Here is a 24,951-nt window from a genome sequence, read left to right on the forward strand (position 1 = left end):
CTAAATGGCGTGTGTTTCAACTCACAGACACCCGGCCCAGCTGACTGCGAAGCCGGGTTTTGTTTTTTTGCACACCTGAACACATTCGATGCTGATTGCCCAATCCCAAAGCATGCTGTTTGAAGCCCCTTTGCCTTTGCAAAGCGGTGCGTCCATCCGTGGCTATTCATTGAGCTACGAGACCTATGGCACGCTCAACGCTGACAAATCCAACGCGGTGCTGATTTGCCACGCGCTCAATGCCTCGCACCATGTGGCAGGGGTCTATGCCGACCAACCCAAAAACCTGGGCTGGTGGGACAACATGATCGGCCCCGGCAAATCCCTCGACACCGACCAGTTCTTTGTGATTGGCGTGAACAACCTGGGCTCTTGCTTTGGCTCCACCGGCCCGATGCATGTGAACCCCGACACCGGTCGCGTTTACGGCGCGGACTTTCCGGTGGTGACGGTGGAAGACTGGGTCAACGCTCAGGCCCGCTTGCTCGACGCTTTGGGCATTGAACAGTTGGCCGCCGTGATGGGTGGCAGCTTGGGTGGCATGCAGGCGCTGTCTTGGACGCTGCAATACCCCGAGCGCGTGAAACACGCGGTGGTGGTGGCCAGCGCGCCCAACCTGAACGCCGAAAACATCGCCTTCAACGAAGTGGCGCGTCGCGCCATCGTGGCCGACCCGGATTTCAACGACGGCCACTTTTACGCACAGGGCGTGGTGCCCAAGCGCGGCCTGCGCATCGCCCGCATGATCGGCCACATCACGTATTTGAGCGACGACGTGATGAACGAAAAATTTGGCCGCGAGCTGCGCGAAGCCGTGACGCACACCGCCACCGGTTACAAATATTCCACGCAAGACGTGGAGTTCCAAATCGAAAGCTATCTGCGTTACCAGGGCGACAAGTTCAGCGAGTACTTTGACGCCAACACCTATTTGCTGATCACCCGGGCGCTCGATTACTTTGATCCGGCCCGCGCCTTTGATGGTGACCTGTCCAAAGCGCTGGCCCGCGCCAGCTGCAAATTTTTGCTGGTCAGCTTCAGCACCGACTGGCGTTTCTCGCCCGCCCGCAGCCGCGAAATGGTCAAGGCCTTGCTCGACAACCACCGCGACGTGAGCTACGCCGAAATCGACGCACCGCACGGACACGACGCCTTTTTGCTGGACGATGCACGTTACATGAACGTGGTGCGTTCTTACTTTGCCAACATGGCCCAGTCTTTGCACGAAGGCGGTGCCGCATGAGTGATGCTTTGATAATCCAAGCCATCGCACGGCTGGTGCCGCAAGGCGCGCGCGTGCTTGATTTGGGCTGCGGCGATGGTGCCCTGCTGGCGCACCTGCAGCAACACAAAGGCTGCACCGGCTATGGGGTAGAGCTGGACGATGCCAATGTGCACGCCTGCGTGCAGCGCGGCGTGAACGTGCTGCAGCTGAACCTGGACGAAGGCCTGAGCTTGTTTGCCGACCAGTCGTTTGACGTGGTGCTGCAAATCGACACCCTGCAACACCTGCGCAACGCCGAGACCATGCTGCAAGAGACGGTGCGCGTAGGCCGGGTGGGCATCGTGGCCTTTCCCAACTTTGCGCACTGGTTCAACCGCCTGAGCGTGCTGCAAGGCCGCATGCCGGTGACCAAGCGTCTGCCCTACCAGTGGTACGACACGCCCAACATCCGCGTGGGTACCTACGCCGACTTCGGCGACCTGGCGCGTAAAAACCATTTGCAGGTGGTGGACGCCTTTGGCCTGCAGCGCGGCCAAGAAGTGCGCACCCTGCCCAACCTGATGGCGGGTACAGCGGTTTACAAACTGCAGCGCAGCTGAGATGCGTGCTGCGCCGGGCAACCCAAGCCAGGCCGGTCACAGCCCTTGGCTGATTGCCAACCTGTTGGCGCAAATTTCATTTGGCCTTTTGGCCATGACCTTGTGCCTGCCCTCCATGCAGGAATGGGGCGCTATTTTTGACACCCGCCAAGCCGATGTGCAGCTGACTTTCAGCGGCTATGTGGTGGCCTACGGAGCCTTGCAACTGGTGTACGGCCCCTTGTCGGACCGCCGTGGGCGCAAGCCGATCTTGATGATCGGTCTGGTGGTGGCGGGGCTGGCCTCGGTCATGGCTGCGCTGGCCACCGACATCGCCACACTCACCGCAGCCCGCGTGCTGCAAGGCGCGGGCAGCGCCGCCAGCATGGTGGTCGGTCGTTCCATGGTGCAAGACCTGTTCACCGGTGCGCAGCGCACGCGGGTCATGGCCTACATTGGCATGGCGCTGGGCATGTGCCCGCCTCTGGCCACACTGATCGGTGGACAGGTGCATGTCCGCTGGGGATGGCAGTTCAACTTTGTGTTGCTGGCGTTGTTGGCAGCGGTGCTGCTGGCGACCGCTTGGTGGGGTTTACCGCGTGTCGCCAAACCTGCGCCAGCGGATGGCCATTGGCTGCGCGCCATGCTCAGCGCCTATGCCCGCTTGCTGCGCGAGCCGCGCTTTTTGCTCTACGTCGCCATCCTCGCCGCCACCACCGCCACGTTTTATGCCTTCCTTGCGGGCGCGCCCATTGTGCTCAAGGGCTACGGCATCGGCCCAGACGGCATTGGCTGGTTCATCATGGCCGTGCCGATTTCATATATTGCGGGCAACTTCATGACCTCGCGCCTCATCCAACAGATGGGGGAATCGCGGGTCATGGCCTGGGGCCAAACCCTCACGGTGGCGGGTTTGCTGATCATGCTGGCACTGGCCTTGGCTGGCGTACAAACCGCGCTGGCCGTTGCGCTGCCACTGCTTTTGCTGGGTCTGGGCCATGGCCTGATCAACCCACCTGCGCTGGCGGGCACTGTCAGCGTGTTGCCTGCGCTGGCCGGATCGGCCGCTGCGGTAGCCGGCCTGATGCAGCAACTGACCGGCGCCACGGGCGGCTATTTGGTGGGACTGGTGCCGCACGAGGGTGCCGTCAATTTGGGCTGGATGATGTTGGCCTTCACGCTGCTGGCCGTTGCCGCCCAGTGGGCGCTGCGCCAACGCTGAGCTCAAGCACCAGACAGTTGGCCCCTCGGTTCAAGACGCCAAGGCCTTCATTTCGCGGTACAGGTCGGCCTTGCCTTCAAAGCCAATGCCCGGCAAGTCGGGTAAGGTGACAAAGCTGTTCTCGACCTTGACGCCGTCAGGGAAACCGCCAAAAGGCTGGAACAGGTCGGGGTAAGACTCGTTGCCCCCCAGACCCAGGCCTGCCGCGATGTTCAAGGACATCTGGTGGCCGCCATGCGGCACGCAGCGACTGGCCGACCAGCCGTGTTCCTTGAGCATGTCCAGCGTGCGCAGGTATTCCACCAGGCCATAACTCAAGGCGCAGTCAAATTGCAGGTAATCGCGGTCGGGGCGCATGCCGCCATAACGGATCAGGTTGCGGGCGTCCTGCATGGAGAACAAGTTCTCGCCAGTGGCCATGGGGTTCTGGTAGTAATTGCGCAGGGTGGCTTGCAACTCGAAGTCCAGCGGATCGCCCGCCTCTTCGTACCAAAACAGGTCGTACTGCGACAGGGCTTTGGCGTACTGGATCGCGGTGTCCAGGTCAAAGCGCCCATTGGCATCCACGCACAATTTTTGGCCATCTTGCAGCACTTCCATGACCGCATCGATGCGGCGCAGGTCTTCGTCCAGAGAAGCGCCACCGATTTTCTTTTTCACCACGCTGTAGCCACGGTCCAGGTAGCTGCGCATTTCGTCTTGCAGCTTGCGATGGTCTTGGCCCGGGTGGTAGTAGCCGCCTGCGGCGTACACAAAAATCTTACGGTTGGGCTGGCCATCGCCGTACCGGTCGGCCAACAGCTGGAACAGTGGCTTGCCTTCGATCTTGGCCACCGCATCCCAGATGGCCATGTCGATGGTGCCAATCGCCACCGAACGCTCGCCATGGCCCCCTGGCTTTTCGTTGGTGAACATGGTTTGCCAAATTTTGTGCGGGCACAGGTTGTTCCCTGTTTCGTCCACCAAAGAGGCGGGGGCGGCTTCCAGGATGCGCGGGATGAACCGCTCACGCATCAGCGTGCCTTGGCCATAGCGACCATTGGAGTTGAAGCCATACCCAATCACCGGTTTGCCGTCGCGGATCACATCGGTGACCACCGCCACCAGGCTGAGGTTCATTTTGCTAAAGTCGATGTAAGCGTTCCTGATCGAGGAACTGATGGGAAGGGTTCTTTCGCGGATTTCAACAATTTTCATGTCATGACTCGTGTGGGGATTGAAGATGGGGTGATGTTGCCGCGAGGGAATCAGGAAAGCCAATGCTCGTTTTGGCTAGCGCCATGCACTGGACGAACCACACATGAATTTCATTTGGCTGGAAGACTTTTTGGCCCTGGCCCAAACCGGCCATTTTTCGCGTGCCGCCGAAGACAGGTGCAGCTCTCAACCGGCCTTCAGCAGAAGGATACGTTCGCTTGAAGAGTGGATCGGTACCGACCTGGTGGACCGCAGCTCCCAACCCGCCCGTTTGACAGCCGCTGGCGAATGGTTCAAAGGCGTGGCGGAAAACCTGGTGGGCCAAATCGCCCGACTGCCGGACGAGGCCAAGCAGGTCGCGGAAACACAGGCGGTCACCCTCCGGATGGCGAGCACCCACGGCCTTTCCTTTGTTTTCTTGCCCCGCTGGTTGCGCCAAATCGAATCATCGTTCGCCATGGAGCGGGTGGAGTTGTTGTCAGATGTGTTGTCGCGCTGCGAAATCCTGATGCAGCAAGGCAAAGTGCACTTTGTGCTGACCCATGCGCACCCCCGCGCACCCAGCGCACTGGATACCGACAACTACGGGACCCTGAAGATCGGGTCGGATGAATTGATGGCCGTGTCTCGGCCCAACGACAGGGGGCAGCCGCTTCATGCCCTAGCAGCTGACAACAAGTCACCCACTTCGGTACTGGGCTACACCGATGAATCGGGACTGGGCCGAATTTTTGAGGCTGTCCTGGGCAAGCGACTCAAAGCGGTGCCGACCCAAGTGGTGTTCAAGGCCCATTTGGCTTCGGTTCTGCGCACCATGGCGCTCGACGGCAGGGGCCTGGCGTGGCTCCCCAAGACCCTGGTCGAGGAAGATCTGGCCGCGGGCAGGCTGGTCAGCGCCTGCCAGGGCGAATGGAACGTGCCGCTTGACATACGCCTCTACCGCGAGAAAAACATGACCGGTCAAGCGCCACTGGCCTTGTGGAGCGCCGCCGAATCAAAAAGGTGAACGCGCAGGGCTTCAGCTGTGGAGCTCGGGCTCGTGCATCCAAGCCGCGTGTTTGGGCGCACGTTTGGTTTGCGACCATTCATTGAGCATGTCCCATTTGCATGCGTCGAGCTTGGCATACATCTCGGGCGTGCCCACGTCGGCGGCCAGTTCCAGGCGGTGGCCGTTGGGATCGAAGAAGTAAATGCTCTTGAAGATGGTGTGGTTGGTAGGACCCAACACGTCCACGCCGTTGGCTTGCAGCCGGACCTTGGCCTCTTCCAGGGCTTGCAGGCTGTCCACCTTGAAAGCGATGTGCTGCACCCACTCAGGGGTATTGGTGTCGCGCCCCATTTCGGGTGAGTTGGGGAGTTCAAAAAAAGCCAGCACGTTGCCGCCACCTGCATCCAGAAACACATGCATGTAGGGGTCGGGGGCTTTGGTCGAAGGCACCAGGTCTTCAGCAATGGCCAGCACGAAATCCATGTTCAGGTTTTTCACGTACCACTCAACCGTGGCTTTGGCGTCTTTGCAGCGGTAAGCGGCATGGTGGATGCGGTCGATTTTCATGGGGTTCTCCAAGAGGGCTCAATCGGATTGGCGCGCGGCCTGCAACGCTTCGCGCAACACGCGCAAATCGCCAATGTGGTTGGCCAGCAGCAAAATCAGTCGGGCGTTGAGCGCTTCGCTTTGTTCGTCGCTCAGGCCGTTGTGGGCGTCGATCAGGTGCTCGTAAAACTCGTCGCCCGGTGAAAAGTCACGGAAGAACCGGCGACCGGCTTCATGGAAGTTGGGGTCGGTTTTGAGGGCGGTGTGCATGTCCTTGCTCATCTCAGTCTTGGGTGCGGTTCAGGCCGTGCCGATGTGGGCACCGATGGCGCGGGCCAGGGCGGCTTGCAACTTGGCAGCGTCCAGCGTGCGCCAGCGGGCCGCCACATGCTGGTCGGGGCGCAGCAAGTAGGTGGTCCCGGATGTGGCGTTGTAGCGCTTGGCCATCAGGCCTTGGGCGTCGACGATGACGGTGATGCCAGGGATGTTGAGGGGGCTGGATGCGACGATGAGGGGGGTGACTTGGACGGACCCATTCGCGCACAGGGGTGCGCTCCTACAGAATCCGAGTTGCGCCAGCACATCGGGCGAAGGCTGGGCATCGGCAAACAACATCACTTGAAAACCTTTGCCCACTTGGTCCAGCAGCCAGGCGTCCAGACCGTTCACTTGCACAGGCGCGTCGTCCATCGGTGCGCCGGGCACCATATTGCCCTCAAACGCATCTTCATCGGGCGTGTTGAGCATCGAACCGGTCAGGAAGGATGGCACCGACAGGCGACCTGAATTGACCAGCTTGCGTGCAAAGGGGTAATGCTTGGCCAGCGCCAACACCTGGTTGCGGAATGTTTTGCTCGTGCGGCTCTTGGGCGTGATGAAGTCGGTCGAGCGGGTCGAGTTCATGATGTTTTCGTCGGCGGCAAACTGGCGGTCCATCGCGTAAGTGTCGAGCAACTTCTCGCTGGCGTGGCCCTTGATCACCAAACCCAGCTTCCACATCAAATCGTCCGCGTCCTGAAAGCCCGAATTGGCCCCGCGCGCGCCAAAGGGTGAGACCTGGTGCGCCGCGTCGCCTGCAAACAGCACGCAGCCGTGGCGGAAATCGGTCATGCGCCGACACTGAAAAGTGTAGATGCTGACCCACTCCAGCTCAAACGGCCGCTCGTCGCCCAGCATGGCCTTCAGGCGCGGGATGACTTTTTCGGGCTTCTTTTCTTCCTCAGGGTCGGCGTCCCAACCGAGCTGAAAGTCAATGCGCCAGACGTTGTTGCTTTGCTTGTGCAGCAGCACGCTCTGGTTGGGGTGAAACGGCGGGTCAAACCAGAACCAGCGCTCGGCGGGGTAGTCGGCTTTCATGATCACGTCGGCGATCAAGAAGCGGTCTTGGAACACGCGGCCTTCGATGTCCAGACCCAGGTGGCGTCGGACCGGGCTGCGTGCGCCATCGGCCACCACCAGCCAGTCGGCCTCGATGTCGAACGTGCCTTCGGGTGTTTCCACCGTGAGCGTGGCGTGGTCGTCGTGCGGCGAGACCGCAGTCACCTTGTGTTGCCAGCGGATGTCGGCACCCAGTTCGAGAGCGCGTGCAATCAGCATCTCCTCAACGTGGTACTGCTGCAGGTTGATCATGCCGGGGCGCTTGTGGCCCGCATCGGGCACCAGGTTGAACTGGTAGACCTCGTCTTCTTCCAAAAAAGTGCGCCCGATGTTCCAGCTCACGCCCAAGCCGCAGGCCTGATCGGCTATGCCCAGGCGGTCCAGAATTTCGAGCGAGCGCTTGGCATAACAAACCGCACGCGAGCCGACCGAGACGGTCTTGTCGTCATCGAGCACCAGGACGTCCAGACCCTGCAAGCGGGCATCGATGGCGGCGGCCAGACCCACCGGCCCTGCGCCAATGACGATCAATGGTTTGCGCAGCGGAGGCGTGGCCATCAGGTCGGCTGGTGACTTGTAGGGATAAATCGGGTTGACGTAAGCACCCATGTGACGAACTCCAGAAGGGTCAAAAAGCACCTGGCAGTGCCAAGTCGTAATTTACCATTGTTAAATCAGTTTACCTAAACGTAATTTTTTGGGTTTGTAGGGACCATGGAAACGCCCCATGGCGCTGGATGGACAGCGCCGCGCGGTGAAGCTCTGTATGCTGGAGCTTGTTTTTTGTATGACAAGTCCATGAGCCTACATTTCACCCCCGTCTCCAGCGGCGCACGTCTTTCCGACCAAGTGGCCGCACAACTGATGGCCGAGATCGAGCAGGGTCGATTGACACCGGGCGCCAAGTTGCCCACAGAAGCCAATTTGGCCGAACAGTTTCGGGTCAGCCGCACCGTGGTCCGAGAGGCGGTGTCTCGACTCAAGTCGGTGGGCTTGGTGGATTCGCGCCAAGGCAGTGGGGTGTTTGTCAAACAGGAATTGCCCCTTCCCGCTTTGCATTTCGAAGCTCAGCATGCCGCTTCGCAAGATGCGGTGATCCAGATGGTGGAGGTGCGCCGTGCCCTAGAGGCCGAGGTGGCCGCTTTGGCCGCACTACGTCGGAACTCCCAGGACATTCTTGACATTGAGCAAGCGGTCATAGCTCTGAATGAGGCCGTCTTGGCCGGTGGCAATGGGGTGGCCGAAGACGTGAACTTTCACAGAGCGATTGCGCAGGCCACACGCAACCCCTTTTTGGTCCAGACACTGCAGTACCTGAGCCAATTCCTCCATGGCGCCACCCAAGTGACACGGGCCAACGAAGCGCGCAGGCTCGACTTTGCGGCCGAGGTGCAGGCTGAACACCAGGCCATCTTGTCGGCCATTGTGGCCGGCAACGCCGACCAAGCGAGGCAAGCTGCAGCGGTGCACATGGGCAACGCCATAGGCCGCATACAGCAAGCCGATCCTTCGTTTTGGGAGCAAGAAGGCACGCGATTGGCACAGCCCTTGGTCAAGGGTCTGGGCAGTTGAAGCGTGAACTCAGCCGCAGCCAGGCTCAAGGCTTGGGCTTGCGCAAACCCAGCCACATCACCGTGGACACCACCACGGCCGCACCCACCAATTGCATCGGAGCAATCGCCTGACCCAGCAAGCCCCAGGCCAGCACCAACGCAAAGATGGGTTCGACATTCATGATGGCCGAGTTGCCCACCACACCCAACTTGGGCAGCACGGTGAACATGATGGTGAAGGCCGTGCCGTACAAGAAAGTCAACCAGGCCAAGCCCCACCAACCCGGTTCGGCCTGAGGCCACTGAAATCCACCATGCGTGCTGGCCACCAAGGCGGCCAGAACACCCACGGTGGCCAGCGAAGTGAAGGTGCGCAAGCGCCCGTCTACACCCACCGTTTCGTGCTGCGTCAACACCAAGGCCAAACCAAAAGTCACCGACGCGATCAAAGCAAAGCCCACACCCGCGCCAATTTCACCCCAATGCCGCGCAGCACCCAAGCCAGACGCCGCGCCCAGCACATCCAATGCCAAGGCCAATCCGAGCATCATCACCGGCATGGCCCATAAGAGGGCGCGTTCAGGCTTGTGGCCGTACAAAATTCGGGCCCACAAAGCGGTGGTCAGTGGGTAGGTGTTGAAAGCCAGCAAAGCCAGCGCCACCGGCAAACGCGCCACCGCCGAGTAAAGGCACACGCTTTGCACCGCGATCAGCACTCCGACGGCTGCCAGGTATTTGCGCTGTTGCGGCAGCACGCTGAAGGCTACCTTTTGGTGCCACAAAATCAAAGCCACCACGCCAGCGGTGAGGAGACTTCGCACCGTGACCGCCGTCACCACATCCAAACCATGGTTGAACGCGGTTCGGGCCGCCACATGGTTGGCGCCCATCATGAAGGCAGTCAACAACAAGGTAGCAAAGGCGGCCCCTGTCAATCGGGATGAGGCTGGGTTGCGCATGAGTTCAAGGCCTTTGTGGTCGGTCTGCCGTGATCACGGTTGGGGATAAAGCCCCAAGCCCCGCGCATGCAGACGACTCAAGCCCAGCAGGGCGTCGGTGAAGGGCGTGGCCACACCGGTCAAGCCGCCCAGCTCGCGCACAGCCGAGACCAATGCATCCAGTTCGACCGGTTTGCCCGCGTCCACGTCTTGCAGCATCGAGGTGCGAAAGGCCCCGAGCTTGCGCGTGACAGCGTGGCGGTCTTCCGGTGTTTGCGCGATCGGGATGCCGATGTGCTCGCCAATGGCCTTGGCTTCGAGCATGACGCTCGACACAAAACCGCACACCAGCGGATCGTCCAGGATCACATCGGTGGTGGCCCCGGTGAAAGCGCTGATGGGGTTGACGGTCATGTTGCCCCAGAGCTTGTACCAAACGTCTTTCTGGATTTGTGCCGATGCGGTGGCGTTGAAACCGGCTTGCCCCAAGAGCGCCACCAGCTCGCGCAGGCGCGGAGTATCGGTCCCACTGGGTTCGCCCAAGATCAAGCCGTTGCCAAAATGGTGACGGATCACGCCGGGCATGTCGACCGAGCTGCTGGCATGCACCACACAGCCAATCACGCGGTCGGCCGGGATGTGCTGAGCAATCACGCCGGACGGGTCCACCGATTGCAAGGTGGTGCCCGACAAGGGCCCGCCAAAACCTTGCAAAAACCACCAGGGCACGCCGTTCATGGCTGTGAGTACCACCGTGTTGGGGCCGATGAGTGGCCCGATGCGCCGGGCCACATCGGCCATGGCGGGAGCCTTCACGGCCACGATCACCAGGTCTTGCACACCCAGATCGGCCGCATCGGCGCGGGCTTTCAAGGAGACCACCATCTCCTGATCGCCTTGGCGCAACACCAAGCCCACTTGCTGCAAAGCCTCCAAGGTGGCCCCGCGTGCCACCGCGCTGAGCGTGCAGCCTTGGCGCGCCAAATGCACCCCCAGCCAGCCACCGATGGCGCCAGCGCCGTAGATACAGACTTTCATGCGCGCCACCCTTTGTCTTGCCGGTCGACTTGGCGCACCAGCGATTGAAACACGTCCTCACCCGCGCCATGGTTCGGGTTGAACTGCAGGGCGTCTCGGGTGCATTGGTTGGCAACGGCTTCGGGCACCGCAATGGGCTGGCCCATGCTCAGGGTGGCCAACTGGATTTCGCAGGCGCGCTGCAAAGTCCAGAGCACCGCAAAGGTTTGCGGCAAGGTATGTCCCCAAGCCAGCAGGCCGTGGTTGCGCAAGATGACGGCTTGCTTGTTACCGATGCTGCGCAGCAGTCGCGGCGCTTCTTCGGCATGGATGGTGATGCCTTCAAAGTCGTGGTAAGCCACCATGTTGTGCAGCTGGGCGCTGTAAAAATTGGTCTGCTGCAAACCGCCTTGCACACAGGCCACGGCCACCCCTGCCGTGGTGTGGGTGTGCATCACGCAATGCGCCCCGGCCAGGCCTTCGTGTACAGCAGCATGCACGGTGAAGCCCGCCGGGTTGACAGGGTAAGGCGAGCCATCCAGCACACGCCCTTGCACGTCGATCTTGACCAGGTTGCTGGCCGTGACCTCACTGTAGTGCAGGCCAAAGGGGTTGATCAAAAAGTGTTTCTCGCCCCCCGTCACGCTGTCGGGCAGGCGCAGCGTGATGTGGTTGTAGATCATCTCGGTCCAGCCCAGCAGGGCAAACACGCGGTAACTGGCCGCCAGCTGCAATCGCGCTTGCCATTCGTCGGGGTGCACCCGCGCTTGCAGCGAGGGCACCACCGGTTGGGGGGATGGGAACATCGTGGTCTCCTTCATTTAATTGGGATCTAACCCCAATTAACCAATTAATAAGTCGCGCCTTTGGTGGGTGCGGCAACAGAGGTGGCTGATTTGAAATGCACTGCCAATTCGGTGGTGTGGCGCATCAAGAGTTGGGTGTCCAGGCCCACGGCGACGAAGAGCGCGCCCAGCGACAGGTAATGCGCAGCCAGTTGGCGGTCGGGCGAGAGGATGCCAGGCGCCTTGCCTGCCTTCAGGATGCGGGCGATGGCGTCCTCAATGGCGGCCTGCACTTCGGGGTGCGCGGCATTGCCCACATGACCCATGCTGGCCGACAAATCGGCCGGGCCGATGAAGACACCGTCCACACCGGGCGTGGCGGCAATCGCATCCAGGTTCTTCAGCGCTTCGCGTGATTCAACTTGCACCAGCAAGCAGACTTCTTGGTTAGCGCGCTTGAAGTAATCCGGGTAGTGGCCCCAGCGCGAAGCCCGCGCCCCCGCCATGCCGCGCACGCCGCCCTGCCCGTCGTCTTGCGGATAGCGCATGGCCTGCACCAGCTGCGCTGCTTGCTCGGCCGTGTCCACCATGGGCACCAGGATGTTTTGCGTGCCCAAATCGAGGTATTGCTTGATCAGCGCCGTCTCGCCAACGGGCACACGGCACACCGCGTTGCTGGCGGGGTAAGCGGCCAGGGTCTGCAGCTGCGCCTGGATGCTGCGCAAGTCGTTGGGCGCGTGTTCGCCGTCGATCACCAGCCAGTCAAAACCAGCCAGAGCGCAGATTTCCGCGGTGTAGGCGCTGGCCAGCCCCATCCACAGGCCGATTTGGGGGCGTTTGTTTTGCAGGGCTTGTTTGAAAAGGTTCACAGGGGTGTTCATGGAGTTTCCTAAGGTAAAGCCTTCGACCGGGATGCTGAGCGTATCCGGCTGGCCTGGCCGGGCTCAGAGGCGCTTCGCTTTGCCACATCGCCCAACCAGGCCAGCCGGACCCGCTCAGCGTGGACATTCAAAACGCCCTGGTGTTAAGTGAATCTGAATTCCAGTTTGCCCAACGGCCCGTAATCCGCTTCAAATACATCGCCCACTTTGGCCAAAGCCGGTTTGGTGAACGAACCGGCCAACACAATTTCTCCCGCCTGCAAGTATTCACCCCAAGGCGCGAGTTTGTTGGCCAGCCAGGCGATACCCACAGCCGGGTGTCCTTGTACGCCCGCCGCCAAGCCGGTTTCTTCGACCACGCCGTTTTGGCGCAGCACCGCACCGCACCAAGGCAGGTCGGTGGTCAACGGGTCCACGCGCTTGGCCCCGAGCACGATGCCGGCATTCGCCGCGTTGTCGCTGATGGTGTCGTACACCTTGCGCATCACCTTGGTGTGGCGATCGAACTGCTCGATGCGCGAATCGATGATCTCAATCGCTGGGGTCACATACTCGGTGGCCTCCAGTACTTGTTGCACCGTCACGTTCGGGCCGCGCAGTTCTTTTTTGAGGATGAAAGCCAACTCCACCTCGACACGTGGGGCGATGAAATCGGTGAAGGGAATGTCCAATACCTGTTCAGGCGTGCAGGTGTACACCATGTCGTCCAGCAGCGTGCCGTAGTCGGGCTCATCGATCTGGCTGGACACCTGCATGGCGCGGCTGGTCAGCCCAATCTTGTGGCCAATCATCGAGCGCCCTTCGGCCAACTTGAGCTGCATCCAGGCGCGGTTGATGCGGTAACCGTCTTCGATCGTCATGCCCGGAAAGCGCTTGGAAAAGTGCTCGATCTGCACGCGGGATTTTTCGGACTGGTTGAGCTCGTGCGCGAGCTGCTGGATTTGGCCTTCGGTGAACACGGACATGGATCAAGCCTTGTTGAACAGGGGATGGAGGTTGCTGTGCTTGGCGTCAAACACTTCGGGGCCTTCGTCGATCTGCAGCGTGATGCCGATATGGCGCTGGGCCATCACAGGGGCAAAAAAGGCCTTGACCACTTCGAGCAATATTTGCCCTGCACTTTGCTGCGTGGCCTCGCTTCGGCCCCGGCCCATGCGCACATTCAGGTACACAAAGGCGTAGTCGCCCGTGCCGCCCGCCGCCTTGCCCGCCGCGCCGCCATCGGCCACCGCATAGTGCGGCGCGGGGTAGGCCAGCACACGCGTGCCGCCTGTGGGAAAGACTTGCTTGGCGTCTTCGTCTTTGACGGTGAGCATGGCGTCGGCCAGCTGGCGGCACAGCGCGGTCATGCTGACCTCGTGGTCAAGCTGGCCGGTGTAGAGAATGACTAAATGGGGCATGGTTACAACCTCGTGCTCACAGCGGTGTAGCCTGCGGCGCTGCTGGCCACGGCTGCGGGGATGTGCTCGCCCTTTTGCGGCGTCACTTCGAAAATGGCGTTGAGCTGGCCTGTGCCACTGGCGCCGAAATACGGAGTCACCATGTCCACCGCGCCGTCGTAATCAGTCCAACCCAAAGCGCCCATCAGCATGGCCGTGTCGTGCATGAAGCCTTCACCGTGGCCTTTGCTCGCGTACTCGGGCAGCATTTCGCAAAAGGCTTTCCATTCGCGGTTGCCCCACATCTGCAGCACCTGTTTGTCGAGCTGCTCCAAAAACGGACTCCAGATCTTGTGGGCAAACTCAGGGGCAAGACCGTTTTGTGCAAAGCGGTGTGAGAGCGAGCCGCTGGCGAGAAACGCCACATTGCCATCGTAGTGTTTTTCAACCGCCTGGCGCATGGCCCAGCCCAGGCGGGCGCTGTCGGCCAAATAGTGCGAGGTGCACAGCGCCGAGACCGAAACCACCTTGAAGTGCTGGTCGGCGTTCATGTAGCGCAGCGGCACCAGCGTGCCGTATTCAGGCTGCAAGGTGGTGGCGTCGTGGGCCAGGGTTTCCACACCGAACTCATTGGCCACCTGGGCCAACAAGTGGCCCAACGCCGGGTTGCCGGGTGACTCAAAGGCCATGTTGCTGATGAAGTGCGGCAGCTCGTTGCTGGTGTAGACGCCTTTGTAATGCGGCGCGCAGTTGATGTGGTAGCTGGCATTGACCAGCCAGTGCGTGTCAAACACGACCAGCGTATCCACCCCCATGGCGCGGCAGCGGCGGCTGATTTCCTGGTGGCCATCGATGGCGCTTTGCCGCGTGCCAAAACGCGGGCCGGGGATCTCACTCAAATACATGCTGGGCACGTGGGTGATTTTGGCGGCGAGTGCAAGTTGGCCCATGGGGTGTCCTGTAGTGACGTTTAGGGGCAGATCAGGGCAATGCCTGGAAAGTAACTGCGGTAGCGCCCTGCATCGCGGGTGAGCAATTGAAAGCCCTCGGCTTGTGCATGCGCACCAATGAAAAAGTCGGGCAGTACGCCGGTTTTGGTGCCACCTTGTCGGCGGTACTGGCGAAAAGCTTGCCCAGCCAGCCTGGCTGCAGGACGCGACAGATCTGCCAGGCGGATACCCAGTGTGTCCAGAAAAGTATCCAGATGCGCAGGCTCTCCCGGGTGCCCAGCCAGCTCGGCATAGACCACCATGTTGGTGCCCAGTTCTCCGGATTTGGCGCTGCGCAGTTGCTGCAAAGACCAGGGCATCCAGATCGGGTCGGCCTTGTAGATGTCGAGCAAGACGTTGGTGTCGACCAAGATCATGGCTTGTTCCAGTCCTCGCCGCGGGTAATGGCCATCCATTCGTCTGTGCTGGGGCCATCCTTCACGATGCCAATGAACTGCCGAATCGGGTCGTCCGGCGCGAGAAAAGACAAGTCGGGCTCGGGCGCAGCGCGCGGGCTGGATGGCGTTTTGGCCGCCACCAAATACTCGGCAAGGGCTTCTTGCACGACGTATGACTTGCTCAGCTTGCGCGCAGCGCAGTACTGGGTCAGTTCACGTTCAACGGTTTCGGGCAGGCGGACAGACAACATGGCTCACTCCTTGTCATACGCATTCAATATGAATGTATGACATCAAGTATGACAGATGATGGCAATTTGTCATACACCCCAATGCGGAATGTGGTGACCACCCAGCGACACCGCCACGTTTTTGGGCTCGCAAAACACTTCGTAGCTCCAGGTGCCGCCTTCGCGCCCGGTGCCGCTGGCCTTGGTGCCACCAAAGGGCTGGCGCAAATCGCGCACGTTCTGGCTGTTCACAAAGCACATGCCCGCCTCGACCGCGGCGGCCACGCGGTGGGCGCGGCCGATGTTCTCGGTCCAGACGTAACTGCTCAAACCGTATTCAATGTCGTTGGCTTTTTCAATGGCATCCCTCTCGTCCTTGAATGGGATCAGGCAGGCCACGGGGCCAAAAATTTCTTCTTGCGCAATGCGCATGCGGTTGTCGACGTCGGCAAACACGGTGGGCCAAACGAAATTGCCGTTCTTCACATGCGCGGGTAAGTCAGCGGCGTAGCCGGGCTGGCTCAGACCGCCGCACAGCATCGTCGCACCTTCCTTGGGGCCGAGTTCGATGTAGCCGCGCACCTTGGCCAAATGGGCTTTGGAGATCATCGGGCCGACGGTGGTTTTTTCATCCAGCGGGTCGCCCACGGTGATGCGTTTGGCACGCTCGGCAAATTGGGCCGCAAAGTCGGCGTAGATGCTTTGCTGCACCAGGATGCGGCTGCCTGCAGTGCAACGTTCGCCGTTGTTGCTGAAAATCATGAAGATGGCGGCGTCCAGCGCACGGTCCAGATCGGCATCTTCAAAAATCACAAAGGGGCTTTTGCCGCCCAGTTCCATGCTAAATTTTTTCAATCCCGCGCTTTGCACGATGCGGTTGCCGGTGATGGTGGAGCCAGTGAAACTGATGGCACGCACATCGCGGTGTGAGACCAGCGGCTCACCCGCTTCCTTGCCGTAACCGTGCACCAAGTTAAGCACGCCGGCGGGCACACCCGCTTCCAGCGCCAGCTCGCCTAAGAGGGCGGCGCTCATGGGCGAGAGTTCGCTCATCTTGAGCACGGCGGTGTTGCCAAACGCCAGGCACGGCGCGACCTTCCAGGTGGCGGTCATGAAGGGCACGTTCCAAGGGCTGATCAGCGCGCACACGCCCACCGGGTGGAACAAGGTGTAGTTCAGGTGTGTGGGCGTGGGGTAAGTGTGGCCGTCCACGCGGGTGCACATCTCGGCGAAGTAGTGGAAGTTGTCGGCCGCACGTGGCACCAATTGCTTGCCGGTCTGACTGATGGTCTGGCCACAGTCGCGGGTTTCGGTGTCCGCAATCTCGGGCACGTGTTGCGTGATCAGGTCGCCGAGCTTGCGCATGATCTTGGCGCGCTCGGTCGCGGGCGTGGCGGCCCATTGGGGGAAAGCAGCCTTGGCGGCAGCCACGGCGGCATTCACCTCCGCTTCGCCACCCGAGGCGACTTCGGCCAGCACTTCTTGCGTGGCGGGGTTGACGGTTTCAAAGTAGTCGCTGCCTGCGACCTTTTGGCCATGGATGAGGTGGTCTATTTTCAAACGGTGTCTCTCTTTCTGTCTTGTCGGGGCTCAAGCCGCCGACCTACAAGGGTCATGGCCTGCCCACAATGGTGTTCGTGAGCGCCCCGATGCCTTCGATCTCTGTGACGATCACATCGCCCGGGTTCACGTTCACGATGCCATCGGGCGTGCCGGTCAGGATCAGGTCGCCGGGGTTGAGCGTCATGAAACTGCTGAAATATTCAATCAGTGTGGGCACGTCGAACACCATGTCGGCGGTGTTGCCGCTTTGTGTGATCTGGCCGTTGACGGTGGTCTGCAACTTGAGCGCCATGGGCCCACCTTGACGTTGATGCACATCGACGGCATCGACCAACCAGGGGCCGATGGGCGTGCAGGTGTCTCGGTTTTTCACCCTCAGGTTGGGGCGGTACCAGTTTTCCAAATAGTCGCGGATCGCGTAGTCGTTGGCCACGGTGTAGCCGCCCACGAAGTCGTAGGCGTCGGCCTTTTTCACATGACGCGCGGTCCGGCCGATCACCACCGCCAACTCGCACTCGTAGTGCATGTACTTCACGTCGGTTGGGCGATGGGTGAAGGCCTTGTGCCCGATCAGCGAGGCCTCGCCCTTCATGAAGGCCAGCGGCTCTTCGGGCGCCTTGAAGGCGAGTTCTTTGGCGTGGTGGGCGTAGTTCAGCCCCAGCGCGATCACGGTGCGCGCTTGCGGCACGGGTGCAAGCGGCGGCAACCAGACCACGTCGTCAAAACCCACGCGCTGGCCCTTGTGCGGGCCTTGAGTGATGAGCAGCTGGCCATCGGACTCGACGGCTTGCTGGATGGCGCCGGACCAGGCGATGCGTGCGTGCTTCATGCGGCACCTCCCACTTGCACAGACACTGACGAGAAGCCGGGTGCGGAAATCTCCACCCGATCTCCGGCTTTGGCGCGTGGACGCGAACCATCGGCCAGACCATCGGTGCCCACCATCAACACATCGCCGGCTTGCAGCGTCATGAATTCGCCCACATCGGCCAGCAGCGTGGGCAGATCGCGCATCAATTCGCGCAAAACCACGGTTTGCACCCGCTCGCCATTGCGGCTCACCGCGATGTGCAACGCGGCCCAATCCGCCAACTGGCCCACCGTCACTTGCTGGGGCAAAGCCAGAAAACCATCGCGGCAACGGAACTTGACCGGCGGGCGGTAGTAACTCGCATGCGGCACCGACCAGTCACACAGCAGCGCGGCACCCGCCACTTGGCCATCGTCACCGATCACCAGACCCAGCGTGGCGCCGATGTCGACTTCGCTCACGCCGTCTTGCAGCAGCAGGTCTTGCCCGGCAGGGCTGAAGGTGTTGGCGCTTTTCACATAAAGAATCGGCGCTTGGGGTGCGGCCTTGTGCGGGTCTTGCGTCATGCGCGGGGCCCACAGGTCCCACTCGCGGCGAAAGTTGAGCAAAGTGCCATACACCGTGCCTTGGGGTTGCCAAGGCCGATGGGGCATCGGGTTTGGGGGGATCGTGGGCATCGCTTATTCCTCTGGCGTCGCGTTATCGGATTTTTGGGGCTGCCCGCCAGGCACTTCCAGGGCAATCAACTGGTCCAGCAAGTCGTACAAAGCGGTCAATTGCGATGACCCCAAATGCTCGGCCATCCAGCTGTAATGCGCCTCGATGGTTTGCGACAAGGCGTGCACCTTGGCCAGGCCCAATGCGGTGGCACGAACGACGGTGCGACGGGCATCTTGGGGGCAGCGCTGGCGCTCGATCAGGCCGTCCCGCTCCATGCGGGTCAAAACGCCGGAGAGGCTGGGGCCCAGCAAAAAAGCCTCGGTGGCCACACGGCCGGTTTCAACGCCGCCGCGCTCGTGCGCATGCTCACCCAACACACGCAGCACGCGCCACTGTTGGTCCGACAAGCCATGCTCGCGCAGGCTGGGGCGGGTGTGCAGCATCACCGCCTCACGGGCTTCGAGCAAAAGCCGGGGCAGGTTGCGGTGGACAAAAGAAGTTTGGGTGGCCATTTATTTAACATGTTAAATGAATTCCTCCAGGCAGCGATGAGGGTTTACACCGACTGAGCACGACCCACCGTCACCGGGTGTGGCCCAGCGCGCACGCATCTCATAAGATGCAGCTTGGTTTTTCTGCAGCCCCTTTAATGAGCCTCCCATGTCTTTTGCCGATTTGCTTTCTGATCTTGCCGGTCCCGTGATCCAGGCCCCCATGGCCGGGGTGCAAAACCACCGATTGACAGCCGCCGTGTGCGAGGCTGGCGGCTTGGGATCATTGGCGGCCGCGATGCTCACCCCGGAAAGCTTGCAGTCAGAGCTGCAAGCCTTGTGCAGTGCGACCGATCGGCCCTACAACGTCAACTTTTTTTGCCACACCCCGCCCGCGGCAGACCCTGTGCAGCAAGCTGCTTGGCAACAGGCTTTATCGCCCTATTACCGCAACATGGGCTTGGACCCTGACAGCATGCCCAGCGGCGCAGGCCGTGTGCCCTTTGGCCACGACAGCGCCGATGTGCTGGAAGCCTTTCGGCCTGCGGTGGTCAGCTTTCACTTTGGCCTGCCAGCGCCCGATTTGTTGGCCCGCGTCAAAGGCTGGGGCAGTTGGGTGCTGTCATCGGCCACCACCGTGCAAGAAGCAATGTGGCTGCAAGCCCATGGCGCAGACGCCGTAATCGCCCAAGGGCTGGAGGCGGGCGGGCACCGGGGCATGTTTTTGACCGATGACCTCAGCTCCCAAATGGGCACCTTCGCGCTGTTACCCCAAATCGTTCAGGCGGTGCAGTTGCCCGTGATCGCTGCGGGCGGGATTGGCTCAGCCCAAGGCGTGGCTGCGGCCCAAGCGCTGGGCGCAGCGGGTGTGCAAGTCGGCACAGCTTATTTGTGCAGCCACGAGGCCACCACCAGCGCCCTGCACCGCGCAGCCTTGCAGTCGCCTGAGGGGCAGCACACAGCCCTGACCCGTTTGTTCAGTGGCCGCCCAGCGCGCGGCATCGTCAACCGCCTGATGCGCGAACTGGGGCCGTTGAACCCGGCTGCCCCGGCGTTTCCATTGGCCACGGCTGGCATTGCCCCTTTGCGTGCCGCTGCGGAAGCTCAGGGCTTGAGCGACTTCACGCCTCTGTGGTCGGGCCAAAACGCCGCCAGCGCACGCAGCCTGAGCGCGGCCGACATCACCCGGGAAATGGTCAAGGCCTGGCGTTGAGAGGCGAGACCTCGAAGGCACAATCGCCCCATGGCCAAAGACAAATCGATATTCACCTGCACCGAATGCGGCGGCACCAGCGCCCGCTGGATGGGCAAATGCCCCAGCTGCAACGCCTGGAATACCTTGATCGAGGGCTCGACCGAACCTGCTGCGGGCAAAAACCGCTTTGGTTCGGTCCACGCCTCGCTGGCCCCCACGTCCGAAGTGCTGCCCCTGGCCCAGATCGAGGCGGCCGACTTTGAGCGCCACCCCACCGGCATCGACGAGCTCGACCGGGTCCTGGGCGGCGGCATGGTCGAAGGCGGCGTGGTGCTGATCGGCGGTGACCCGGGCATCGGCAAATCGACCTTGCTGCTGCAGGCGGTGGACGCGCTGCAGCGCAGCGGCATGAACACCCTGTATGTCACGGGCGAAGAAAGCGGCGCGCAAGTGGCCATGCGCTCGCGCCGCCTGGGCCTGCCCGACTCGCAGGTGCCGGTGCTGCCAGAAATCCAGCTTGAAAAGATCCTGCACACCCTGCAATCACGCCAACCAAGCATTGCCATCATCGACTCGATCCAGACGGTGTATTCGGACCAACTCACCAGCGCACCTGGCTCGGTGGCGCAGGTGCGCGAATGCGCAGCGCACCTCACGCGCACCGCCAAATCGACCGGCACCACCATCGTGCTGGTCGGCCATGTCACCAAAGAAGGTGCTCTGGCTGGCCCCCGCGTGCTGGAGCACATGGTGGACACGGTGCTGTACTTTGAGGGCGACACGCATTCGAACTTCAGGTTGATCCGTGCCATCAAAAACCGCTTTGGTGCCGTGAACGAAATTGGCGTCTTTGCCATGACCGAAAAAGGTCTCAAGGGCGTGAGCAACCCCAGCGCCATCTTCTTGAGCCAGCATGCCGAGCCGGTGCCCGGCAGCTGCGTGATGGTGACGCTGGAAGGCACCCGCCCACTGCTGGTGGAGATTCAAGCCCTGGTGGACAGCGGCGGCCCATCGCCCCGGCGCTTGAGCGTGGGCTTGGACCGCGACCGTCTGGCCATGCTGCTGGCGGTGCTGCACCGCCACGCGGGCGTGGCCTGCATGGACCAAGACGTGTTTGTCAACGCGGTGGGCGGCGTGCGCATCAGCGAACCCGCAGCCGACTTGGCGGTCATGCTGGCCATCACCAGCAGCTTGCGCGGCAAAGCTTTGCCCAAGGGTTTCATCGCTTTTGGCGAGGTGGGTTTGGCCGGCGAAGTGCGCCCTGCGCCGCGTGGGCAAGACCGCCTCAAGGAAGCCACCAAGCTGGGCTTCAAGGTGGCGGTGGTCCCCAAAGCCAATGCCCCCAAGAAAAACGACAAAGCTTTTGAAGGCCTGAAGATTTACCCGGTCGATCGGATCGAAGAAGCCATGCAAGTGGTGCGGGGATTGGACTGATTCGGTATCAGAATCCGCTTGGCAATCAAGGCACAATCTGCCCCCATGAATTTCACCAAAATCATCGCGCCTCTGGCCATTGTTGTTTTCACCATCGGAGCCTGGCAGGCCTTTCAATGGGCGGGCATTGCACTGGCCTTGGGCGGCGTGGTCATGTGGGTGCTGCTGCACTTCACCCGCATGGTCACCATCCTCAAAAAAGCGGCAGACCGCCCCATCGGCCATGTGGCCAGCGCCGTCATGCTCAATGCCAAGCTGAAAAAAGGCGTCAATTTGATGCACGTGATCGCCATGACACGCTCTTTGGGCAAGCTGTTGACCGAAAAAGACGCCCAACCTGAGATTTACACCTGGACCGATTCGAGTGATTCGGTGGTCACCTGCACTTTTGTGGGTGGCAAGCTGACCGAGTGGGCACTTGTGCGTCCCGAGCAGGTCAGCCCTTAAAATCTGTTTTTGCTTTTTCATTGCCCCTTTTTCCAAGGACACTTCCATGAGCGTTGTCATTCCCTCCATGTCAGACCGTGACGGCAAAATCTGGATGGATGGCCAGATGGTCGATTGGCGCGACGCCAAGATCCATGTGCTGAGCCACACCCTGCACTACGGCTGCGGCGCTTTCGAAGGCGTGCGCGCCTACAAAACCGAACAAGGCACCGCCATCTTCCGCCTGCAAGAGCACACCGAGCGCCTGTTCAACAGCGCCAAGATCTTGCGCATGAACATCCCATTCACCCAAGCGCAGGTCAACGAGGCCCAGCGCGCCGTGGTGCGCGAGAACAATTTGGAATCGGGCTACATCCGCCCCCTGACTTGGATTGGCGACAAGAAGCTGGGCGTCAGCCCCAAGGGCAACACCATCCACCTGATGGTGGCCGCATGGACTTGGGGCGCCTATTTGGGCGAAGAAGGCATGAAGCGCGGCATCCGCGTCAAAACCAGCAGCTACACCCGCCACCACGTCAACATCACCATGACGCAGGCCAAAGCGGTGAGCAACTACACCAACAGCATTTTGGCCAACATGGAAGTGACCGATGAGGGTTATGACGAGGCCCTGCTACTGGACACCTCGGGCTTTGTGTCTGAAGGCGCTGGCGAGAATATTTTTGTGGTCAAGAACGGCGTGATCTACACGCCCGACTTGTCGGCCGGCGCCCTGAACGGCATCACCCGCAACACGGTGTTCCACATCGCCAAAGACTTGGGCCTGGAGATCGTGCAAAAGCGCATCACCCGTGACGAGGTGTACATCGCCGACGAAGCCTTCTTCACCGGGACCGCCGCCGAAGTCACGCCGATCCGCGAACTCGACCGCATCGAATTGGGCAAGGAAGGTTACGTGGGCAGCCGCGGGCCGATCACCGAAAAAATCCAGACTGCGTTCTTTGACATCGTCAACGGCCGCAACCCCAAGTACGCCCACTGGCTGACCAAAGTTTGAACCATGAGCAACGCATCTGTTGAACTGCTGGCCACCGACCTGAACCCCCAAGGCGGTGTGTTTTGCCCCAGCCCCAAGGCTGACATGAAAATCTGGAACAGCCACCCCAAGGTGTACCTAGACGTGGCCAAAACTGGTGAGGCCAAGTGCCCGTATTGCGGCACCGTGTACAAGCTGAAAGCCGGGGAGGTGGTGGGGCACCACCACTGAAGCCGTATGACAGACGGCACGGCGAGCGCCGTCAATCAGGGGCTGCTCAATGAAGTGACGGTGGTGATCGTCACATTCAACAGCGCGCATTGTTTGCCCGAGCTAGGCCGCCACCTTGCAGCTTGCCCCCACATCATCGTGGTAGACAACGGCAGTGACGATGGCTGCGCACAACTGGCGTTAAAGCACCTGCCCCAGGCCCAAGTGATCGCACTGCCCACCAATTTGGGGTTTGGTGCGGCCAACAACCGGGCCTTGGCGCAAGTGCAGACTCCGTTTGCGTTGCTGCTCAACCCCGACTGCGAAATCACGACCGAAGCCATCCACCGATTGCTGCAGACCGCCCACCAATGGCCAGATGCCGCCATGGTGGCGCCACAGTTGCTGCAAGCCAGTGGCGCGCCCGAAGTCAATTACCGCTGGCCGCATTTGCTTTGGCATAGTCAAGGCCCCGCAGTGACGGATGGCCCTGCATGTGTCGGTTTCATTTGTGGGGCCGCCATGCTGCTGCGCATGTCAGCCTTTGGCGGCCGCTTTTTTGACGAACAGTTTTTCCTGTATTACGAAGACGATGACCTTTGCACACGCTTGTTCAATCAGCGACAAGCCATGGTCATTGACCCGTCTGCCACAGCCACCCACCGCTCGCGCGGCAGCGTGCGCGGCAAAAGCCCATTACGCAGCGAGTATTTGCGTGGTTACCATCACGCCCAGTCCAAGTTGATTTACACCCGCAAATACCAAAGCCTCCATGTTGCCCGCCAACAGCAAAGCAAACTATTGTGGGGAACCGCACTGACGCTACCCCTGAGAGTTTTGGCTTTCAACCCTAGGTTGCTCGCCCGTATGTGGGGGAGATTCAGAGGCGTGACAGATTGGAAAACATCATGAACCAACCCCAACCCACACTTTGCATAGGCATCCTCACCATGAACGAGGCTCGCCGCATTGAGCAATGCATCCAAAGCGCCAAATTTGCAACCCAAATTGTAGTGGTGGACAGCGGCAGCAAAGACGACACCGTCGCCATAGCTCAAGGCCTAGGTGCTCAAGTCCATACTCATGCCGATTGGCAAGGCTTCGCAGAACAGCGCAACCGATTGCTCCAATACTGCTCTTGTGACTATATTTTTTTCTTGGATGCAGACGAGGTCATCACGCCAGCACTCCAGGTCGAAATACAGGCTGCAGTTTCCAGTGGCCAACAAGCCACGTGGGAAGTTTTGTGGAACCAAGTGGCTTACGGAAGACCTTTAACCCTAATGAAGTCTACTGGTGGCGTGCAGCGCATGTTTCCTACTAGCAACTTGGCCCGTTTTGATGGCGTTGTCCATGAAGGAGCGATTGTTCGAAATGCCACAACGCCAGTCATCAAGTTCAAAGGCAGATTGCTGCACTATTCCCGTGAGACGATCTATGGCAGTTTGCAAAAACTGGCGCAATATGCACAACTGGGTGCACTTAAGCGTGCAGGAAACGGTAAACGCGGCGGCATCTTGCGTGGCTTTGCCTCTGCTTTTGCTAACTTTCTCCAGCTCTATATTTTTAGACGCGGCTTTCTTTGTGGTGCAGAGGGATTTTTATTCTGCTTTTTTATCGCCCTTGAATGCTTTTTTCGCTATTCAATGATTAAATATGATAAAAACTTACTAGAAAAAACCGCCGCACGATAATATCAAATATCAATTTATCATGAACACCATCCACGAAATAAGATTAACAATTTCCCCACAGAGGACCCGTCGTTAAGACCTTATCGACTTAAAAATTAAATTTGGCAATTTCTCTTTTTAGGTTTTTAATGATATTTAATATCCATTTAGATGGCTGGCTTAATCGC

General features: G+C 60.5%; 29 protein-coding genes. 12 read left to right on the top strand and 17 right to left on the bottom strand.

Translation table 11 applies throughout. The features are described 5' to 3' along the window. Nucleotides 1-88 precede the first annotated feature (88 nt). From metX to ABWQ00_RS06215, 3 genes are read left to right on the top strand one after another with little or no spacing between them, the layout of a single operon-like run. Nucleotides 89-1,243 carry a homoserine O-succinyltransferase MetX gene (gene metX / locus ABWQ00_RS06205; protein WP_353237811.1) on the top strand — a complete coding sequence of 385 codons (1,155 nt, stop codon included), beginning with the start codon at nt 89-91 and terminating at the stop codon, nt 1,241-1,243. After that, nucleotides 1,240-1,824 (top strand): methionine biosynthesis protein MetW, encoded by a 585-nt coding sequence (gene metW, locus ABWQ00_RS06210; protein WP_353237812.1) that lies wholly within the window; start codon nt 1,240-1,242, stop codon nt 1,822-1,824. Before metX ends, metW begins: the two co-directional genes overlap by 4 nt. 1 nt (nt 1,825) lies before the next feature. Next, the gene (locus ABWQ00_RS06215) at nt 1,826-3,025 is read left to right on the top strand and encodes a Bcr/CflA family efflux MFS transporter (protein ID WP_353237813.1); all 1,200 of its coding nucleotides are present in this window, start codon (nt 1,826-1,828) and stop codon (nt 3,023-3,025) included. 30 nt (nt 3,026-3,055) lie between these two features. On the opposite strand, the gene ABWQ00_RS06220 is transcribed toward ABWQ00_RS06215, so the two are convergent. Further along, nucleotides 3,056-4,222, bottom strand: a complete 1,167-nt coding sequence (locus tag ABWQ00_RS06220) for a mandelate racemase/muconate lactonizing enzyme family protein (protein WP_353237814.1) — start codon at nt 4,220-4,222, stop codon at nt 3,056-3,058. A gap of 103 nt (nt 4,223-4,325) precedes the next feature. Between ABWQ00_RS06220 and ABWQ00_RS06225 the strand changes: the two genes are divergently transcribed. Continuing rightward, nucleotides 4,326-5,228 (top strand): LysR family transcriptional regulator, encoded by a 903-nt coding sequence (locus ABWQ00_RS06225; protein ID WP_353237815.1) that lies wholly within the window; start codon nt 4,326-4,328, stop codon nt 5,226-5,228. Nucleotides 5,229-5,240: 12 nt separating this feature from the next. Here the strand turns inward: ABWQ00_RS06225 and ABWQ00_RS06230 are convergent, their stop codons facing one another. From ABWQ00_RS06230 to ABWQ00_RS06240, 3 genes are read right to left on the bottom strand one after another with little or no spacing between them, the layout of a single operon-like run. After that, nucleotides 5,241-5,777: a VOC family protein gene (locus ABWQ00_RS06230; RefSeq protein ID WP_353237816.1), complete on the bottom strand. Its 537-nt coding sequence runs from the start codon at nt 5,775-5,777 to the stop codon at nt 5,241-5,243. Nucleotides 5,778-5,795: 18 nt separating this feature from the next. After that, nucleotides 5,796-6,026 (bottom strand): DUF2783 domain-containing protein, encoded by a 231-nt coding sequence (locus ABWQ00_RS06235; RefSeq protein ID WP_353237817.1) that lies wholly within the window; start codon nt 6,024-6,026, stop codon nt 5,796-5,798. Nucleotides 6,027-6,056: 30 nt separating this feature from the next. Beyond that, nucleotides 6,057-7,742: an FAD-dependent oxidoreductase gene (locus tag ABWQ00_RS06240; protein ID WP_353237818.1), complete on the bottom strand. Its 1,686-nt coding sequence runs from the start codon at nt 7,740-7,742 to the stop codon at nt 6,057-6,059. Between the two features lie 189 nt (nt 7,743-7,931). Between ABWQ00_RS06240 and ABWQ00_RS06245 the strand changes: the two genes are divergently transcribed. Beyond that, nucleotides 7,932-8,705, top strand: coding sequence for a FadR/GntR family transcriptional regulator (locus ABWQ00_RS06245; protein ID WP_353237819.1), 774 nt, complete (start codon nt 7,932-7,934; stop codon nt 8,703-8,705). Between the two features lie 25 nt (nt 8,706-8,730). On the opposite strand, the gene ABWQ00_RS06250 is transcribed toward ABWQ00_RS06245, so the two are convergent. From ABWQ00_RS06250 to hpaR, 13 genes are all read right to left on the bottom strand, one after another. Next, nucleotides 8,731-9,645, bottom strand: coding sequence for a DMT family transporter (locus tag ABWQ00_RS06250; RefSeq protein WP_353237820.1), 915 nt, complete (start codon nt 9,643-9,645; stop codon nt 8,731-8,733). Nucleotides 9,646-9,678: 33 nt separating this feature from the next. Then, nucleotides 9,679-10,662 carry a 2-dehydropantoate 2-reductase gene (locus tag ABWQ00_RS06255; protein WP_353237821.1) on the bottom strand — a complete coding sequence of 328 codons (984 nt, stop codon included), beginning with the start codon at nt 10,660-10,662 and terminating at the stop codon, nt 9,679-9,681. Then, the gene (locus tag ABWQ00_RS06260; protein WP_353237822.1) at nt 10,659-11,447 is read right to left on the bottom strand and encodes a class II aldolase/adducin family protein; all 789 of its coding nucleotides are present in this window, start codon (nt 11,445-11,447) and stop codon (nt 10,659-10,661) included. Before ABWQ00_RS06260 ends, ABWQ00_RS06255 begins: the two co-directional genes overlap by 4 nt. A 44-nt stretch (nt 11,448-11,491) precedes the next feature. After that, nucleotides 11,492-12,307, bottom strand: coding sequence for an aldolase/citrate lyase family protein (locus tag ABWQ00_RS06265; protein WP_353237823.1), 816 nt, complete (start codon nt 12,305-12,307; stop codon nt 11,492-11,494). A 143-nt stretch (nt 12,308-12,450) separates the two neighbouring features. Continuing rightward, entirely contained in the window at nt 12,451-13,272 is an 822-nt protein-coding gene (gene hpaH / locus ABWQ00_RS06270) for a 2-oxo-hept-4-ene-1,7-dioate hydratase (protein WP_502908089.1), read from the bottom strand. A 3-nt stretch (nt 13,273-13,275) separates the two neighbouring features. Then, a complete protein-coding gene (locus tag ABWQ00_RS06275; protein ID WP_353237824.1) occupies nt 13,276-13,707 on the bottom strand; it encodes a 5-carboxymethyl-2-hydroxymuconate isomerase in 432 nt (143 codons plus the stop codon). A gap of 2 nt (nt 13,708-13,709) precedes the next feature. Further along, complete coding sequence (gene hpaD / locus ABWQ00_RS06280) at nt 13,710-14,636, bottom strand: 3,4-dihydroxyphenylacetate 2,3-dioxygenase (protein WP_353237825.1); 927 nt, start codon at nt 14,634-14,636, stop codon at nt 13,710-13,712. 20 nt (nt 14,637-14,656) lie between these two features. Next, nucleotides 14,657-15,052: a type II toxin-antitoxin system VapC family toxin gene (locus ABWQ00_RS06285; protein ID WP_353237826.1), complete on the bottom strand. Its 396-nt coding sequence runs from the start codon at nt 15,050-15,052 to the stop codon at nt 14,657-14,659. Continuing rightward, on the bottom strand, nt 15,049-15,324 hold the full coding sequence (locus tag ABWQ00_RS06290; RefSeq protein ID WP_353237827.1) for a YlcI/YnfO family protein: 276 nt from the start codon (nt 15,322-15,324) through the stop codon (nt 15,049-15,051). Before ABWQ00_RS06290 ends, ABWQ00_RS06285 begins: the two co-directional genes overlap by 4 nt. A 69-nt stretch (nt 15,325-15,393) precedes the next feature. Beyond that, the gene (hpaE, locus tag ABWQ00_RS06295; RefSeq protein WP_353237828.1) at nt 15,394-16,863 is read right to left on the bottom strand and encodes a 5-carboxymethyl-2-hydroxymuconate semialdehyde dehydrogenase; all 1,470 of its coding nucleotides are present in this window, start codon (nt 16,861-16,863) and stop codon (nt 15,394-15,396) included. Nucleotides 16,864-16,915: 52 nt separating this feature from the next. Then, nucleotides 16,916-17,695 carry a fumarylacetoacetate hydrolase family protein gene (locus ABWQ00_RS06300; protein ID WP_353237829.1) on the bottom strand — a complete coding sequence of 260 codons (780 nt, stop codon included), beginning with the start codon at nt 17,693-17,695 and terminating at the stop codon, nt 16,916-16,918. Then, complete coding sequence (locus tag ABWQ00_RS06305; protein ID WP_353237830.1) at nt 17,692-18,354, bottom strand: fumarylacetoacetate hydrolase family protein; 663 nt, start codon at nt 18,352-18,354, stop codon at nt 17,692-17,694. Before ABWQ00_RS06305 ends, ABWQ00_RS06300 begins: the two co-directional genes overlap by 4 nt. Nucleotides 18,355-18,357: 3 nt before the next feature. Beyond that, nucleotides 18,358-18,849: a homoprotocatechuate degradation operon regulator HpaR gene (gene hpaR, locus ABWQ00_RS06310; RefSeq protein WP_353237831.1), complete on the bottom strand. Its 492-nt coding sequence runs from the start codon at nt 18,847-18,849 to the stop codon at nt 18,358-18,360. A gap of 148 nt (nt 18,850-18,997) precedes the next feature. On the opposite strand from hpaR, the gene ABWQ00_RS06315 reads away from it, so the two are divergent. Genes ABWQ00_RS06315 through ABWQ00_RS06345 form a run of 7 tightly spaced genes read left to right on the top strand, consistent with a single transcriptional unit; the run spans nt 18,998 to nt 24,784 of the window. Next, nucleotides 18,998-20,041: an NAD(P)H-dependent flavin oxidoreductase gene (locus ABWQ00_RS06315; RefSeq protein ID WP_353237832.1), complete on the top strand. Its 1,044-nt coding sequence runs from the start codon at nt 18,998-19,000 to the stop codon at nt 20,039-20,041. 30 nt (nt 20,042-20,071) lie between these two features. Further along, on the top strand, nt 20,072-21,457 hold the full coding sequence (gene radA / locus ABWQ00_RS06320) for a DNA repair protein RadA (RefSeq protein WP_353237833.1): 1,386 nt from the start codon (nt 20,072-20,074) through the stop codon (nt 21,455-21,457). A 45-nt stretch (nt 21,458-21,502) separates the two neighbouring features. Beyond that, on the top strand, nt 21,503-21,904 hold the full coding sequence (locus tag ABWQ00_RS06325) for a glycerate kinase (protein ID WP_353237834.1): 402 nt from the start codon (nt 21,503-21,505) through the stop codon (nt 21,902-21,904). Nucleotides 21,905-21,950: 46 nt separating this feature from the next. Beyond that, complete coding sequence (locus ABWQ00_RS06330) at nt 21,951-22,901, top strand: branched-chain amino acid transaminase (RefSeq protein ID WP_353237835.1); 951 nt, start codon at nt 21,951-21,953, stop codon at nt 22,899-22,901. A 3-nt stretch (nt 22,902-22,904) separates the two neighbouring features. Then, nucleotides 22,905-23,111, top strand: a complete 207-nt coding sequence (locus ABWQ00_RS06335) for a zinc-finger domain-containing protein (protein ID WP_353237836.1) — start codon at nt 22,905-22,907, stop codon at nt 23,109-23,111. Between the two features lie 6 nt (nt 23,112-23,117). After that, nucleotides 23,118-24,002, top strand: a complete 885-nt coding sequence (locus ABWQ00_RS06340) for a glycosyltransferase family 2 protein (protein ID WP_353237837.1) — start codon at nt 23,118-23,120, stop codon at nt 24,000-24,002. Further along, the gene (locus ABWQ00_RS06345; protein WP_353237838.1) at nt 23,999-24,784 is read left to right on the top strand and encodes a glycosyltransferase family 2 protein; all 786 of its coding nucleotides are present in this window, start codon (nt 23,999-24,001) and stop codon (nt 24,782-24,784) included. The genes ABWQ00_RS06340 and ABWQ00_RS06345 overlap by 4 nt, the downstream gene beginning before the upstream one ends. The last annotated feature ends 167 nt before the right edge of the window (nt 24,785-24,951 follow it).

Origin of the sequence: Limnohabitans sp. (assembly GCF_040400975.1) — a bacterium.
Classification (GTDB): Bacteria; Pseudomonadota; Gammaproteobacteria; order Burkholderiales; family Burkholderiaceae_C; genus Limnohabitans_A.